Raw genomic sequence first — 14,767 nt, 5'->3', positions numbered from 1 at the left:
AGCTGACACCTCTCTCGCTGCAGTCAAACCCCACTGCAGCCGACACCTCTCTCGCCGCAGTCGATACCCCGGCAAGAACCCCCGCGGATTGGCGCAGTGCATTGGCGCGCGGAGACCGCTCACGCGCCCGCAACCCCGGTTCCGCACCCACGCCGTCTCAAGGCCACCCCAACTGTGACCCTCATCAACAACAAGCGCCAACAACATACCGCGTATGCAACTATTGCGAAGGCCGACAAACAGCACCAACACGCAGACCAAGGAGACGCGGGCTCATGCCACTAGCACTGGTAGCGCTGGCCATCGGCGCGTTCGGGATCGGCACCACCGAATTCGTGATCATGGGCCTTCTCCCCGAGATCGCCGCCGAATTCGGGGTGTCCATCCCGTCCGCGGGCCTTCTGGTGACCGGGTATGCGCTCGGGGTCGTCGCCGGAGCGCCGGTGATGACGATTCTCGGCACGAAGATCAATCGCAAGACCATGCTCATGCTGCTCATGGGCCTGTTCATCGCCGGGAACCTGCTGTCGGCGGTCGCGCCCGCGTTCGGGGTCATGCTCGCTGGGCGGATTGTCGCGTCGCTCGCGCACGGGGCGTTCTTCGGGATCGGCTCGGTCGTCGCGGCGGAGCTCGTCGCGCCGGACAAGCGCGCTGGGGCGATCGCGATCATGTTCACCGGGCTCACGGTCGCCAACATCGTCGGCGTGCCGCTCGGGACGTTCGTCGGGCAGGCGGTCGGGTGGCGGGTCACCTTCGGGATCGTCGCGGCGCTCGGCGTCGTCGGGCTCGTCGGCGTCGCGAAGCTGGTGCCGGACCTGCCCCGGCCCGAAGGGGCGCATTTGCGCAAGGAGCTCGCCGCGTTCCGGAACGTCCAGGTGGTGCTCGCGATGGCCATGACGGTCCTCGGTTTCGGCGGGGTCTTCGCCGCGATCACCTACATCGCCCCGATGATGACCGAGATCGCCGGGTACTCCTCGGGCGCGGTGACCTGGTTGCTGGTGCTGTTCGGCATCGGCATGTTCCTCGGCAACCTGACCGGCGGCCGGTTCGCCGACCGCAAGCTCATGCCGATGCTCTACGTCAGCCTCGGCGGCCTCGCGATCGTTCTCGCGCTGTTCACCGTCACCGCGCACAGCAAAATCCTCGCCGCGGCAACGATTCTGCTGATCGGCGCGCTCGGCTTCGCCACTGTGCCGCCGCTGCAGAAGCGCGTTCTCGACCAGGCGCACGGCGCGCCGACGCTCGCCTCCGTCGTCAACATCGGCGCGTTCAACCTCGGCAACGCGCTCTCCGCGTGGCTCGGCGGCGTCGTGATTTCCGCCGGATTCGGTTACACAGCACCAAACTGGGTCGGGGCCGCGCTCGCCGGTTCCGCGCTCGGCCTCGCGGTCTTGTCGGCCGCCCTCGAACGCCGACCGCGCGTCACGGCACCCGAACCTCTTGTCCAGCACTGAGAAAGGCAATACCGATGAAGATCCGCCTCAACAACGGCGTCGAAATCCCGCAGCTCGGCTTCGGCGTATTCCAGGTCCCGGACGACCAGACCACGGCCGCGGTGGCCAGCGCTCTCGAAGCTGGCTACCGCAGCATCGACACCGCCGCGGTCTACGGCAACGAAGCAGGAGTCGGCCGCGCCATCGCCGAGTCCGGGATCCCGCGCGAGGACCTCTTCGTCACCACCAAGCTGTGGAACGAAGACCAGGGCTACGACTCCACCCTGCGCGCCTTCGACGCCAGCCTCGCGAAACTCGGTCTCGACTACGTCGACCTGTACCTGATCCACTGGCCGACCCCCGCCCGCGACCGCTACCTCGACACTTGGCGCGCCCTGGAACACCTCGCCAAGGACGGCCGCATCCGCGCCGCGGGCGTGTCCAACTTCCAGCCCGCGCACCTGCGCCGCCTGCTCGACAACAGCGGCCTCGTGCCCGCGGTCAACCAGATCGAGCTGCATCCCGGCCTGCAGCAGGCCGAACTGCGCGCCTTCCACGCCGAGCACGGTATCGCGACTGAAGCGTGGAGCCCGCTCGCTCAAGGCGCGGTTCTGACCGACCCGGCGATCGTCGAAATCGCCGCGCGCACCGGGAAATCCGCCGCGCAGGTGGTGCTGCGCTGGCACCTGAAGCTCGGCAACATCGTGATCCCGAAGTCCGTGACGCCCGCCCGGATCCGGCAGAACCTCGACGTCTTCGACTTCGACCTGACCGACAGCGACCTCGCCGCCATCGCCACCGCCGACCGCGGCCTGCGCACCGGGCCGGACCCGGATCAGTTCAACTGACGGACCGCCGCGAGGCAACGGAAAATCGCTCCCTCGACGCCGCATCGGGTGCACACCAGGCACTCGATGCGGCGTTTTGTGCATGCTGAGCCCGGGGTTCGGCTCGGTCTCGGTCGGGGCGGGATGTGCAGTCTGGTCGGGCGGAGATGCGCAGCCTTGGACCGGGCGACGTGACCGCCGAGGCCGAGATGTGCGGCATTTGGATCTGGTCGCCGTGTTGGCTGGGGCAGAGTGAGGCGGGGCGTGGATCTGTTGGCTGGGGTGGAGTTGTGCAGCGCCTGGACCGGGCAGCGGTGTCCGCCGGGGTGGAGTTGTGCGGCACATGGAACTGGTGGCAGTGTCGGCTGGGGCCGGAGTTATGTGGCATTTGGGCCGGGCAGTTGTGCCCGGCGGGTGGGGTGGTGCGGCGCCTGGGCCAGGTCGCCTTGGCAGGTGGGGCGGAGTTATGCGGCACTTGCGCCGGGCGGGCGGGTCAGCTGGAGCCGGAGTTATGCGGCACTTGGACCGGGTAGCTGTGCCCGCCGGAGTGGAGCGGTGGGGCACCTGGACCGGGCCGCAGTGTCAACTAGGGCGGAGTTATGCGGCGCTTGGCCCTGGTTGCCGTGTCGCCCGGGGCGGAGTGGTGCGGCACGGGGCCGGGGCAGCCGTGTCGGTTGGGGCGGAGATTCGCAGCACCCCCGACCGGGCAGCCGTGTCGGCGAGCGAGCACCCACCTGTCCGAAACACCCCCGAAATCGCGGCCCGTCCGTCTAGTTCCGTACGAGCCGGGTCGCCGTGACCCCGTTCGGGAAAGCCGTTCGTTCCGCCACCGAAAACACTGTCGGATCGAACCCTCCCTCCACCATGGGGATGCCCGCACCAGCCACCACTGGGTAGCTCTTCAGCACGATCTCGTCGATCTCCGGCAGCAGCGCGCCGGCGAGTTTGCCGCCGCCGCAGAGCCAGATGTCTTTTCCGGTTTCCTCCGTCTTCAGGTCTCTCACCAGGCCGACCGGATCGCCGGGGACGACGGTTACTGCTGGGTCGAGGTCCGGTTTCAGGGTGCTCGACACGACGTACTGGCGAAGGTGCGCATAGGGACTGGGGACGCTCGGATCGAGTTGATGGGTCGCGCGGCCCATCAGGACAGTGTCGAACCGGCGGTTCGGCGCACCTTCGACACCGGCAGCGGCGCGGAAGGCGGTCGGGATGGTTTCCGGGTACAGCGTGTTCATGAATCCCATGTAAGCGGCGGTCTGCTGGGCGTCGCCCTGCGGGAAGAAGTCGAACTCGCCCGCGGGGCCGGCGATGCGGCCGTCGAGGGTGACTGCGATGTAGTACACGAGCTTTCGCATCTGGTAACTCCGTCTGTAGTACTATGGATGAAGTGGTTTGAAACGTACTACTACAGCTGGAGTGGTGTCAAATGGTGCGGAGGAACGACCAGCGGCGGGCTGCGCTCGTCGACGCGGCGATCGAGGTGCTGGCGCGCGAGGGAGCGCGTGGGCTGACGTTCCGGGCGGTCGACGGGGAGGCTGGCGTGCCCGCGGGCACCGCGTCGAACTACTTCGCCAATCGTGACGAGCTTTTCACGCAGGCTGGGGCTCGGGTGTACGAGCGGCTGCAGCCGGAGGACGACTCGCTGCCGCCGGGGCTCGGGGACCGGGAGTCGTATGCCCAGCTGATGCGTGAGCTGGTCGGTCGGATCGCGGCGTTTCGCACCGGGTATCTGGCGTTGCTGGAACTCCGCCTCGAAGCCACTCGACGGCCGGAGTTGCGGAGGGTGCTGACGGAGCGGGTCCGGGACGACGTCGAGGGGAACGTCGCGTACCACCTGGCGTCCGGGCTGCCCGGCGACGCCACCGCGGTCAAGCTGCTGATTCTCGCGCTGAACTGGCTGATCGTCGAACAACTGACCTTGCCGGACGTTTTCTCCGAAGCGGAACGGGAACACTTGATCACCGAGGCGGTCGAACGGATCATCGGCCCCGAATAAGGACTATCCGGGAGAAAAAGAACCGTTTCCCGGCCCGCTCTCGACCGCTAATTTAGGTTTGCCTATCGTAATCTGCGTGCAGTGGGCAGACGCGGTTCCGAACCTGATGATCGGCTTGCGCGAAGGGCTGGAAGCGGGCCTCGTGGTGAGCATCCTGCTGGCCGCGCTGCGCAAGATCCGGCGGCCGGAAGACGATACAGCGGGGCCGGTTTCGACCGCTCCGGTGTGGCTGGGCGTGCTGGGCGCGGTGACCGTCGCGGGCAGTTTCGCCACAATTCTCACCTTTTCCACCGATGTCCTTTCTTCCCGGGCGCAGCAGATCGTTGGCGGCTCGTTGAGCGTGCTCGCGGTATTCCTCGTCACCGGCATGGTGTTTTGGATGCGGCGTACCGCGATGGGGCTTTCCGCACAATTGCGCGGCGAAGTCGAACGCGCGGTGGCGATCGGCGCGGGCGCGCTTACGCTCACTGCGTTCCTGGCGGTCGGCCGGGAGGGCCTGGAGACCACGCTGTTTCTCTGGACGGCGGTGAAAGCGTCCGGTACCACGGTCGCGCCGTTGACCGGAGCGGCGCTCGGGCTCGGCCTCGCGATCCTGCTGTGCTGGCTGCTCTACCGCCGCGCGGTAAAGCTCAACCTCGGCGTTTTCTTCAGCCGCACGGCCTTCGTGCTGATCGTCATCGCGGCGGGCGTTCTGTCCTATGGCCTCGGCGACCTCCAGGACGGGGGCGTGCTGCCCGGCCAGAGCTGGGTCGCCTTCGACCTCACCGGCACGCTCGATCCGAACTCGTGGTGGGTTTCGCTGATCAGCGGCGTCACCGAGTTGACGCCTCGGATGACCGTCCTGCAGGTGACGGCCTGGCTCGGTTACCTCGCCGTCGTGCTCCCGCTGTTCGTCAAGGCCGGTCGGCAGCCCGTCGAGCGCAAGCCGGAAAGCGAACCTGCGCCGGCGGGGAAGTGGGAACGGCTGGCGGGCAAGCACACCGCGATCGTCGCGGGCGCGCTGGTGCTGGCACCGGTCGCGGTGGCTGCGTTGGTGATCGCCGTGCTTCCCCAAGCCGCAACGGGTTCCACAATCTCCGTATCCGAGCACGATTGCGCGCCGGAGTGGAAGTCGGCGCAGGCCGGTACGCAAAGCATCACGGTGACCAACAAAACCGCGAAGGCAGGCGAGATTCGGCTCGACGACAGCAGCGGCGGGATCGTCGCGGAGATCGAGACGATCGGCCCGGCCACGAGTGCCACGATGTCCGCGACGCTGGCCGACGGTTCCTACACCTTCCACTGCCTGATGTCCGGACAGGCGACCACTGCCTCGGCTCCGGTGCAGGTCAGCGGCGGGGCGGCGAACGACGGTCCGGTTCCGGTCAAGCCGGTCACCACTGAGGATCTCACCGGCCCGAATCAGAAATATCTCGCTTACGCAGCCCAGCAACTCGGCACGGTGTCGAGCGCGGTGGGCACGATCCGCGCGGATCTGGCCGCGAACAACACCGATGCGGCGAAGAAGGATTGGCTGACCGCGCAGCTCGCGTGGGAGCGAGTCGGTGCGTCCTACAACAGTTTCGGCGACGCGGGTACCGCGGTCGACGGCCTGCCCAACGGGTTGCCCGCCAACACAGCTGATCCCGGCTTCACCGGGTTGCACCGCTTGGAGTACGGCCTGTGGCACGGCCAGGCTCCGGCGTCTCTGGTCCCGGTCGCCGACCAGCTCACCCAGGATCTCGCGGCCCTGCGCGGAAAACTCGCCACTGACGACGTCGCGGGCGATCCCACGAAGCTGCCGATCCGCGCGCATGAAATCCTCGAAGACGCGATCCGCGATCATCTGTCCGGAATGGACGACCAAGGCAGCGGAACCGCTTACCCCGCAACGGATGCCGACGTCGACGTCACCCGTACAATCCTGGCTGAGCTGACTCCGCTGCTCAATGAGCGCGCGCCCAATCTGGTCCAGACAGCGGAAAAGCAGCTCACCACGTTGCACGAGGCGCTGGTCAACCACGCGCCCACCACTCTCGCCCAGCGGCAGGCGGTGAACGGCGCGGCCGGAGCTGTCGTCGAGACGCTGTCCGCGGTGCCCACTCTGCTCGAAGTTCCTCCGAGCCACTGATCGGCTGGTGAATCCCGAAGTGACGAACGTCAATCGCCGCAACTTCCTGAAAGGCGCGGCCGCCGGAGCGGCAGGCACCGCGCTCACCGGAGGCGTGCTGATCGGCGGCGCCCAGGCCGACGAACGCTCCGCCGGCGCCGCGCCGACCCCGGCGACGGAGTATCCGTTCCACGGCGCCAACCAGTCCGGCGTGCTCACTCCGGCTCCGGTCGAAAAGCAGGCTTCCGCCGCCTTCGTGGCATTCGACCTGCTCAGCGGCTCGAAGACGGACCTGATCGCGCTCCTGCACACGCTCACCGACCGCGCCCGGTTCCTCACCGCCGGCGGCACGCCGCCGAATCTGGGCGTCGGACGGCCGCCGTCGGACAGCGAGGTGCTCGGCCCGTCCGTCGTCGCCGACGGTCTCACCGTCACGGTTTCCTTCGGCTCGAGCCTCTTCGACCGCGTCGGTCTCGCTGCGCGGAAACCGAAAAAGCTGACCCCGATGAAGATCTTCCCGGACGACGCGCCGGAAGCCGCCTGGATGCACGGGGACCTGCTGATCCAGTTGTGCGCCAACAATCCGGACACCGTGCACCACGCGCTCCGCGACCTCACCCGGCACACCCGCGGCGCGATGCAGTTGCGGTGGAAGATGCACGGCTACAACCCGCCGCCGCGGCCGTCCGGCGCGGGCCGGAACCTGCTGGGGTTCAAGGACGGCACGGCGAACCCGGTCGGCGGCGAGGCGAGCGGGCTGGTGTGGGTCGACGATCCGGCCGAACCCGCGTGGGCGCGCGGCGGCAGCTACCAGGTGGTGCGGCTGATCCGGATGCTGGTCGAGTTCTGGGACCGGGTGTCGATCAACGAACAGGAGAAGATGTTCGGCCGCCGCCGCGATTCGGGCGCGCCGCTGGACGGCAACGCCGAGACCGACAACCCGGACTACGCCGCCGACCCGAAGGGCGCGGTGATCCCGTTGACCTCGCACATCCGCATGGCCAACCCGCGCACGCCCGCCACCGACAACCAGCGCCTGGTCCGCCGTTCCTACAACTACGACCTCGGCGTGGACGCGAACGGGGAACTCCAGGCCGGGCACGTGTTCGTCTGCTACCAGCAGGACGTCCGGCGGCAGTTCGAGACGGTGCAGCAACGGCTGGCCGGCGAACCGCTGGTGGACTACGTCCAGCCGTTCGGCGGCGGCTATTTCTTCACGCTGCCCGGCGTCCGCGACCAGGCCGACTGGTACGCCAGCGGACTGTTTGGTTAGGCTAACCTTGCTTCGAGTGGTCGAGGTGCGGTGCAATGAGGTATGGACCTGTACTCGATCGGCGAGGTGTCGGCGCGCTTCGACGTGCCGGTGTCGACGCTGCACTACTGGGAGAGCTGCGGCCTGATCGAGCCGCGCCGCCGCTCCGGCTGGCGGTTCTACGACCGGGACCAGCTCTACCGGATCGCGCTGATCCGCACCTGGCGCGAAACCGGCCTGCTGAGCCTCGACGACATCGCGGCGCTGCTCGGCGTCCACGGCCAGTCCGACGACTGGCGGAGCACGGTGACCGCCCGGATCGGGTCGATCCAGGAACAGGTGACGCGGCTGCTCGACGCGCAGGCTTATCTGCACCACCTCATGACGTGTCGGCACGACGGTCCTCTGGACGAGTGCCCTGGGTTCCGGGCCGGGGTGGAGCTGCCGGTCGCCAAAGCAACCAAGTAGCCGGTGCCATCGTGGCACCGGATTTTTCCGAGGTGGCACCACCCTCTGACCAGGGGTTTCGCTATCTGCAGTGCCATAGTGGTGCCAAACTGAGCCATGGTGGCTTGTGGTGGTGCCAAGCGTGTGCCATAGTGGTGCCATGGACTTGACCACGTACGTAAGCAACCTCGGGCGGGAATTCGCGACGCTGGCCGAGGCCGGCGGCGAAGAGGGACGCGCGCTGGTCGAGCGGCTGACCGGATCGCTCGAATCGGCGATCCGGATGACCCTCCTGGACACCCTGTCCGGCGCCGTCGACGAGATCACCCGGGACCTCGCGCCCGGCTCGGTCGAACTGCGCCTGCGCGGCCGCGACCCGAACTTCGTCGTGACCGCGCCGCCCGCCGAACCCGCTCCGGCTCCGGCGCCCGCGGCGGAACCGGCTCCGGAGGCCGAACCGCTGTTCTCCGAGGACGGTCCGTCCGCGCGGATCAACGTGCGGCTGCCCGAACAGCTCAAGGCCGCGGTCGAGGAGGCCGCCGCCAAGGAAGGCCGTTCGGTCAACGCCTGGCTCGTCCGGGCGGCCACCGCGGCGCTGCAGCAGCGGCCCGAACGCGAGCAGCGGTTCGAGCCGCCCGGCGGCACGTTTTCCAAGCAGAGCTTCACCGGCTGGGTCCGGTAGCTCTCTCTTCTTCGCGCACTCCTTCACCCGTCTCTGACCTGCGGAGACGGCACACCTATCCGAAATGTGGGGACAACCATGCCTAAATTCGACACGCCCGACCCGATTTCCGTCACCCTCGACCTGGGCGTCGGCCAGGTCCGGTTCGCCGCGAGCGACCGTGCCGACACGGTCGTCGAGGTCCGGCCGACCGACGAGGCGGACTCGTCCGACGTGAAGACCGCGAAGCAGGTCCGCGTCGACTACAGCAACGGCACGCTGCACATCACCGGCCCGAAGATGCGGGCGTTCGACTTCTCCCGCAAGACCCGCTCGGTCGACGTGACGGTCGAACTGCCCACCGGCTCGCGGGTCACCGCCGAGGTGCAGGCGGGTGCGTTCCAGGGCACCGGGCAGCTCGGACAGTCGCGCTTCAAGACCGCGGCCGGGAACGTCAGCCTCGACCGCACTGGTCCGCTGCGCGTCGACACCTCGGTCGGGCACGTGACGGTCGAAGGAGTCGCGGGCGACGCCGAGGTTTCCACGTCGTCCGGGAAGGTCCGGCTCGGGCAGATCGACGGGACCGTGGCGGTCAAGAACTCCAACGGCGAAACCACGATCGAGTCCGCCGGCGCCGAGGTCCACGTGCGTGCGGCCAACGGAGACATCACCGTCGAGCACGCCGGTTCCGGGGTCGACGCGAAGACGTCCAACGGGGCGATCCGGCTCGGCGAGGTCGTGCGCGGTTCGGTCCTGCTCGAGAGCGCGATCGGCGACCTGCGGATCGGCATCGCTGAGGGCACCGCGGCGTGGCTCGACGTGAAGACCAACTTCGGCCACGTGCGCAACCAGCTGGAGACGTCGGCCGGCGCGGGCGAGTCCAAGGAGACCGTCGAGGTCCGCGGGCACACGGCGTTCGGCGAAATCGTCATCCACCGCTCCTGACTCACATCTGAGGGGAAACCTATGTCCAGCAACCATTCCCGGCCCGCGATCGCCGCGACCGGACTCCGCAAATCCTTCGGCGACCACGTCGTGCTCGACGGCATCGACCTCACCGTCGCCCGCGGCACGGTCTTCTCGCTGCTCGGCGCGAACGGCGCGGGCAAGACCACCACGGTGAAGATTCTGTCCACTTTGATCAATGCCGACGCCGGTGCGGCGCAGGTCGCCGGGTACGACCTCGTCGCGGAAGCGGACGGGGTGCGGGCTTCGATCGGGGTCACCGGGCAGTTCTCCGCCGTCGACAATCTGCTGACCGGCGAGGAAAACCTGCTGCTGATGGCGGATCTGCACCACCTCGACCGGACCGCCCGGCGGCAGCGCACGGCGGAGCTGCTCGAACAGTTCGATCTCGTCGAAGCGGCGAAGAAGCCGGTGTCGACGTACTCCGGCGGCATGCGGCGCCGGCTCGACCTGGCGCTGACGCTGGTCGGCAGCCCGCAGGTGATCTTCCTCGACGAGCCGACCACCGGCCTCGACCCGCGCAGCCGCCGGGCGATGTGGGAGATCGTGCGCAAACTGGTGGCCGGTGGGGTCACGATTTTCCTTACCACGCAATACCTCGAAGAGGCCGACGAACTGGCGGATCGGATCGCGGTGCTCGACCATGGGCGGATTGTCGCTGAGGGCACAGCGGAAGAGCTGAAGCGCCAGATTCCCGGCGGACACGTCCAATTGCGCTTCGAGGAAGAGGCGGATCTTGCGGAGGCGCAGCGTGCGCTGAGCGAGGCGTCGCGGCAGCACGACGCGCTGGTGCTGCGCGTGCCCAGCGACGGGAGCCTGCAGTCGCTCAAGGCGTTGATCGACCGGCTCGACGCGTTGCCGGTGAAGGTCGGCGAACTGTCCGTGCACACCCCTGATCTCGACGACGTTTTCCTTGCCCTGACTGGCAACCCCACTGACGAAAAGGTGACTTCCCGATGACTGCTCCCGTTCTCGCCGGCCCGGATCTGCGGTTCCACCCGGTGCGCGATTCGCTGACCATGCTGCGCCGGAATCTCAAGCACATGCTCCGGTATCCGTCGCTGACGATCATGCTGGTCGGCATGCCGGTCGTGTTCCTGCTGCTGTTCGTCTACGTTTTCGGCGGCACTCTAGGCGCGGGGTTAGGCGGTGCGGGAGGAGGCAGAGCCGAGTACGCCAATTTCGTCGCGCCGACGATTCTGCTGATGACCATTACCGCCACCGTGCAGGGAACGGCGATTTCGGTGGCGATGGACCTGACCGAGGGGGTCATTGCCCGGTTCCGGACCATGCACATCGCGCGGGTTTCGGTGCTGACCGGGCACGTGCTCGGCAGTGTGCTGCAAGCGTTGTTCGGGCTCGTGGTGGTCACCGGGGTCGCGTTGCTGGTCGGGTTCCGGCCCGCCGCCGGGGTCGGTTCGTGGTTCGCCGCGGTCGGATTCCTGGTGGTGGTGGCGCTTGCGTTGGTGTGGCTGTGTGTCGCGCTCGGACAGGTGAGCAAGAGCGTCGAATCGGCCAGCAATACGCCGATGCCGTTGCTGCTCCTGCCTTTCCTCGGCAGCGGGTTCGTGCCGACCGACTCGATGCCGGGCGCGCTGCGGTGGTTTGCCGAGTACCAGCCGTTCACGCCGATCATCGAGACCCTGCGTGCGCTGCTGCTCGACAAGCCGCTGGGCAACCACCTGTGGTTCGCGCTCGGCTGGTGCGCCGTGATGGGCATCGGCGGCTACCTCTGGTCCAAGAAGCTTTTCAATCGCGAATACGCACACTGAAGGGGGCATGGGGGATGACTGGCGAAGAGATCGTGCAAGGGGTTCCGATGGGGCGGGCGCGAGGATGCCCGTTCGATCCTCCGCCGTCGCTGACCGCGGTGCGGGACCGGGCTCCGCTGACGCGGATGGCGTTCCCGGACGGGCACGTCGGCTGGCTGGCCACCGGGCACGCGGAGGTCCGGGCGATCCTGGCGGACCAGCGGTTCAGCAGTCGGTACGAATTGTGGCACTACCCGTTTCCCGGGATGGAGCAGTTCCCGGAATTGCCGCCAGCTCCCGTGGGGGACATGACGGGACTCGACGCGCCGGAGCACACGCGGTTCCGGAAACTGCTGACGGGCAAGTTCACGGTGCGGCGGATGCGGTTGCTCAGCGACCGGGTGGCCGAGGTTTCCGGCGAGTATCTGGACGCGATGGAGAAGGCCGGGCCGGGGGTCGATCTGCTCGAAGCTTACGCGTATCCGGTGCCTGCGGTGATGATTTGCGAATTGCTCGGGGTGCCTTATTCGGATCGGGCCTCATTTCTCGGGTACGCCGCGGCGATCAGTGATGTTGATCTTTCCGACGCGGAGAGGATGACTGCTTATGGACAGCTGCAGGAGTATGTGGCTTCGCTGGTACCGGCTAAGCGGGCCGCGCCCACGGACGATTTGTTCAGCGACCTAACCGGCAGCGATCTGACCGACGAGGAATTGGCGGGGCTGGGGACGTTCCTGCTGGCGGCTGGGCTGGACACCACGGCGAACATGCTGGCGTTGGGGACTTATGCGTTGCTTCGCCATCCGGAGCAGTGGGCGGCGGTGCGGGATGAGCCGGAGGCTGCTGGCGGGGCGGTTGAGGAGCTGATGCGGTATCTGTCCATCGCGCATACCGGGGTGCGGGCGGCGCTGGAGGATGTCGCGGTCGGCGGGCAGGTTATCCGGGCTGGGGAGTCGGTGGTGCTGTCGGTGCAGGCGGCTAATCGGGATCCGCTGAAGTTCGAGCGGCCGGATGAGCTCGATGTGCGGCGGGGTGCGGTGGGGCATGTCGGGTTCGGGCATGGGATTCATCAGTGTTTGGGGCAGCAGTTGGCTCGCGTGGAGATGACGGTGGCGTTGCCTGCGTTGGTGCGGCGGTTTCCTGAGCTGCGAGTGGCGGGGGAGGTTGTTTTGCGGCCTGAGTTGCAGAATATTTACGGGGTTTCCCGGATTCCTGTTGCTTGGTGAGTCTGGGTTGCGTTGGCTCCCTCGCTTTTGATTGTTTAACACTGGCTCGGCGCTATCAAGGGCGCCTTCGGCGTCGCTGCGCGATGACCGCTGGCACGGCCACCCTTGACAGCGCCGAGCCAGTGCTAACTGCGGCGGGGGCGAGGGGATGGGGGTGGAGTGGTCGTCTTGGTGAGTTATGGGGGTTGGTGGCTGTTGTGATTGTGGTTGACGCGGATGTGGTGTGTGCGGGGGTTCGGGAGTTGGGGGTTTCGTTTGGCGGGGTGGTGATGGTGCATTCGTCGTTGTCTGCGTTGGGGGAGGTGGGTGGCGGGGCGGATGCGGTGGTGCGTGGGGTGTTGCGGGCGGTGGGGCCCGAGGGGACGGTAGTGGTGCCTGCGTTTACGCCGCAGGTGGCGGATCCGTTTCCGGAGTATGTGGGGGCGGGGGACGTCGAGGTGGACGAGGCGCGGGGGAGGGTGCCGCTGTTTCATGAGGGGCTGGCGACGCCGATGGGGGCGATTCCCAACGCGGTGCTGGGGTGGGAGGGGAGCTGCCGCAGCCGGCATCCGCAGGCGTCGGTAGCGGCGGTGGGGGCGCGGGCGGCGGAGGTTGCTGGTCGGCAACCGTTGGCGTATGCGGTGGGGCGGGGGTCGCCGTTCGAGTGGTTGTATCGGGAGCGGGCGCGGATCTTGTTGCTCGGGGTCGGGCACGACCGGAACTCGTTCTTGCACTACGCCGAATCGCTGGTCCCGCATCATCGGCGGAAGGTTCGGCGGTTTCCGTACCTGGTGGACGGGGAGCGGGTGTGGGTGCGGACCGACGACGTCGGGGACGACAACGGGCGCTTCTTTCCTCAGGTCGGGGCGGAATTCGAGGAGACGGGCGGCGTCCGGCGGGGGAAGATCGGAAGCGCGGAGTGTCAAGTAATGGACTGTGTACCGTTCGTAGGGTTCGCGCGGCGCAGGCTCGCGGAGCTGCTTCGGTGAAGCCGGCACCTATACTCGGGCGTTGTGACTGAAGGGTTCTCGCAGGTGCTGGAGCGTTGCCGGGCGTTCCTGGAGGAGCGGCAGCCGTCGACGCCGTGTCTGGTCGTGGACCTTGACGTGGTGCGCGGGAACTGCGAGCGGCTCGGCCAGGCGTTGCCGGAAGCGCGGATGTATTACGCGGTCAAGGCTAATCCGGCGCCGGAGGTCGTGCGGGTTCTTCGGCAAGCGGGCGCTGGGTTCGATGTCGCGGGGCGCGAGGAGATCGAGTTGTGTCTCGCGCAAGGGGTGCGGCCCGAGTTGCTGTCCTATGGCAACACGGTGAAGAAGGCTCGGGACATCGAGTTCGCCCATCGCGTGGGGGTGGGGCGGTTTACCTTCGACAGCCTCGAGGACCTCGAGAAGATCGCGGAGTTCGCGCCCGGAGCGACGGTCTCGTGCCGGATTCTGGTGGACAGTCCTGGATCGCAGACGCCGTTCGGGCGCAAGTTCGGCTGTGCTCCCGAGATGGCGGTCGACCTGCTGGTTCGGGCGGCGGGGCTGGGGCTGGATCCGGAGGGGGTCGCGTTTCACGTTGGGTCGCAGCATGTCGATCCGCGGGCTTGGGAAGTCGGGATCGCTGCCGCGGGCGAGGTGACTCGTGCGGTTGCGGAGCGCGGGGTTTCCTTGCGGGGCTTGAATATTGGCGGTGGGTTTCCCGTTGGGTATTTGACTGAGCCGCCTCCGTTGGCGGAGTACGCGGCGGTTATTCGCGACGCCCTCGGGCGGCATTTCGCGGTGGCGCCTGAGTTGTCGTTCGAGCCGGGGCGGGCGGTGGTGGCGTCGGCTGGGGTGATTCGCAGCGAGGTCGTGCTGGTGTCCCGCAAGTCCGCGGCGGACGAGAAGCGTTGGGTGTACCTCGACATCGGCCGGTACGGCGGGCTCGCCGAGACGGAGAACGAGGCGATCGCGTACCGGTTGGTCGCCGCGCATGACGGCGGTCCGGATGGGCCTGTCGTGGTTGCGGGGCCGACGTGCGACGGGGACAACGTGCTTTATCAGCGCACGCCGTATCGGTTGCCGTTGGCGTTGCGGGCTGGGGATTACGTCGATATTCCGGACGCTGGAGCGTACACGCAAAGCTATTCTTCGGTGTCGTTCAACGGGTTTCCGCC

Annotated in this window: 13 protein-coding genes and 1 pseudogene; 13 read left to right on the top strand and 1 reads right to left on the bottom strand. The window is 67.6% G+C overall.

What is annotated here, in order from left to right:
* Positions 1-275 precede the first annotated feature (275 nt).
* Entirely contained in the window at positions 276-1,454 is a 1,179-nt protein-coding gene (locus DMP23_RS26735; RefSeq protein WP_337822889.1) for an MFS transporter, read from the top strand.
* 14 nt (positions 1,455-1,468) lie between these two features.
* Positions 1,469-2,281, top strand: a complete 813-nt coding sequence (locus DMP23_RS26730; RefSeq protein WP_337822888.1) for an aldo/keto reductase — start codon at positions 1,469-1,471, stop codon at positions 2,279-2,281.
* Positions 2,282-3,030: 749 nt separating this feature from the next.
* Here DMP23_RS26730 and DMP23_RS26725 read toward each other — a convergent pair.
* Positions 3,031-3,615, bottom strand: coding sequence for a dihydrofolate reductase family protein (locus DMP23_RS26725; protein ID WP_336158109.1), 585 nt, complete (start codon positions 3,613-3,615; stop codon positions 3,031-3,033).
* Between the two features lie 71 nt (positions 3,616-3,686).
* Here DMP23_RS26725 and DMP23_RS26720 point away from each other — a divergent pair, with 71 nt between their 5' ends.
* From DMP23_RS26720 to DMP23_RS26670, 11 genes and pseudogenes are all read left to right on the top strand, one after another.
* A complete protein-coding gene (locus DMP23_RS26720; RefSeq protein WP_043839390.1) occupies positions 3,687-4,256 on the top strand; it encodes a TetR/AcrR family transcriptional regulator in 570 nt (189 codons plus the stop codon).
* A gap of 76 nt (positions 4,257-4,332) precedes the next feature.
* Positions 4,333-6,366 carry an iron uptake transporter permease EfeU gene (gene efeU, locus DMP23_RS26715; RefSeq protein WP_337822887.1) on the top strand — a complete coding sequence of 678 codons (2,034 nt, stop codon included), beginning with the start codon at positions 4,333-4,335 and terminating at the stop codon, positions 6,364-6,366.
* Positions 6,367-6,385: 19 nt separating this feature from the next.
* Positions 6,386-7,618 (top strand): iron uptake transporter deferrochelatase/peroxidase subunit, encoded by a 1,233-nt coding sequence (gene efeB / locus DMP23_RS26710; protein ID WP_037812184.1) that lies wholly within the window; start codon positions 6,386-6,388, stop codon positions 7,616-7,618.
* Positions 7,619-7,660: 42 nt separating this feature from the next.
* Positions 7,661-8,065: a MerR family transcriptional regulator gene (locus tag DMP23_RS26705; RefSeq protein WP_336158112.1), complete on the top strand. Its 405-nt coding sequence runs from the start codon at positions 7,661-7,663 to the stop codon at positions 8,063-8,065.
* Positions 8,066-8,204: 139 nt separating this feature from the next.
* Complete coding sequence (locus DMP23_RS26700; RefSeq protein WP_037812082.1) at positions 8,205-8,726, top strand: YlcI/YnfO family protein; 522 nt, start codon at positions 8,205-8,207, stop codon at positions 8,724-8,726.
* 78 nt (positions 8,727-8,804) lie between these two features.
* Positions 8,805-9,650 (top strand): DUF4097 family beta strand repeat-containing protein, encoded by an 846-nt coding sequence (locus DMP23_RS26695; RefSeq protein ID WP_337822886.1) that lies wholly within the window; start codon positions 8,805-8,807, stop codon positions 9,648-9,650.
* Between the two features lie 21 nt (positions 9,651-9,671).
* Positions 9,672-10,631 (top strand): ATP-binding cassette domain-containing protein, encoded by a 960-nt coding sequence (locus DMP23_RS26690; protein ID WP_337822885.1) that lies wholly within the window; start codon positions 9,672-9,674, stop codon positions 10,629-10,631.
* On the top strand, positions 10,628-11,443 hold the full coding sequence (locus DMP23_RS26685) for an ABC transporter permease (protein WP_043839379.1): 816 nt from the start codon (positions 10,628-10,630) through the stop codon (positions 11,441-11,443). The genes DMP23_RS26690 and DMP23_RS26685 overlap by 4 nt, the downstream gene beginning before the upstream one ends.
* A gap of 14 nt (positions 11,444-11,457) precedes the next feature.
* Positions 11,458-12,648 carry a cytochrome P450 gene (locus tag DMP23_RS26680; RefSeq protein WP_337822884.1) on the top strand — a complete coding sequence of 397 codons (1,191 nt, stop codon included), beginning with the start codon at positions 11,458-11,460 and terminating at the stop codon, positions 12,646-12,648.
* 188 nt (positions 12,649-12,836) lie between these two features.
* Positions 12,837-13,616 carry an aminoglycoside N(3)-acetyltransferase gene (locus DMP23_RS26675; RefSeq protein ID WP_337822883.1) on the top strand — a complete coding sequence of 260 codons (780 nt, stop codon included), beginning with the start codon at positions 12,837-12,839 and terminating at the stop codon, positions 13,614-13,616.
* 24 nt (positions 13,617-13,640) lie between these two features.
* Positions 13,641-14,708, top strand: a pseudogene (locus DMP23_RS26670) (type III PLP-dependent enzyme); the annotation flags it as partial.
* Positions 14,709-14,767 lie beyond the last annotated feature (59 nt).

Source organism: Amycolatopsis sp. A1MSW2902 (assembly GCF_017312175.1).
Taxonomy (GTDB): Bacteria; Actinomycetota; Actinomycetes; order Mycobacteriales; family Pseudonocardiaceae; genus Amycolatopsis; species Amycolatopsis nivea.
The sequence above is the reverse complement of the archived record's forward strand: the minus strand, read 5'-3'. Positions and strand labels throughout refer to the sequence as shown.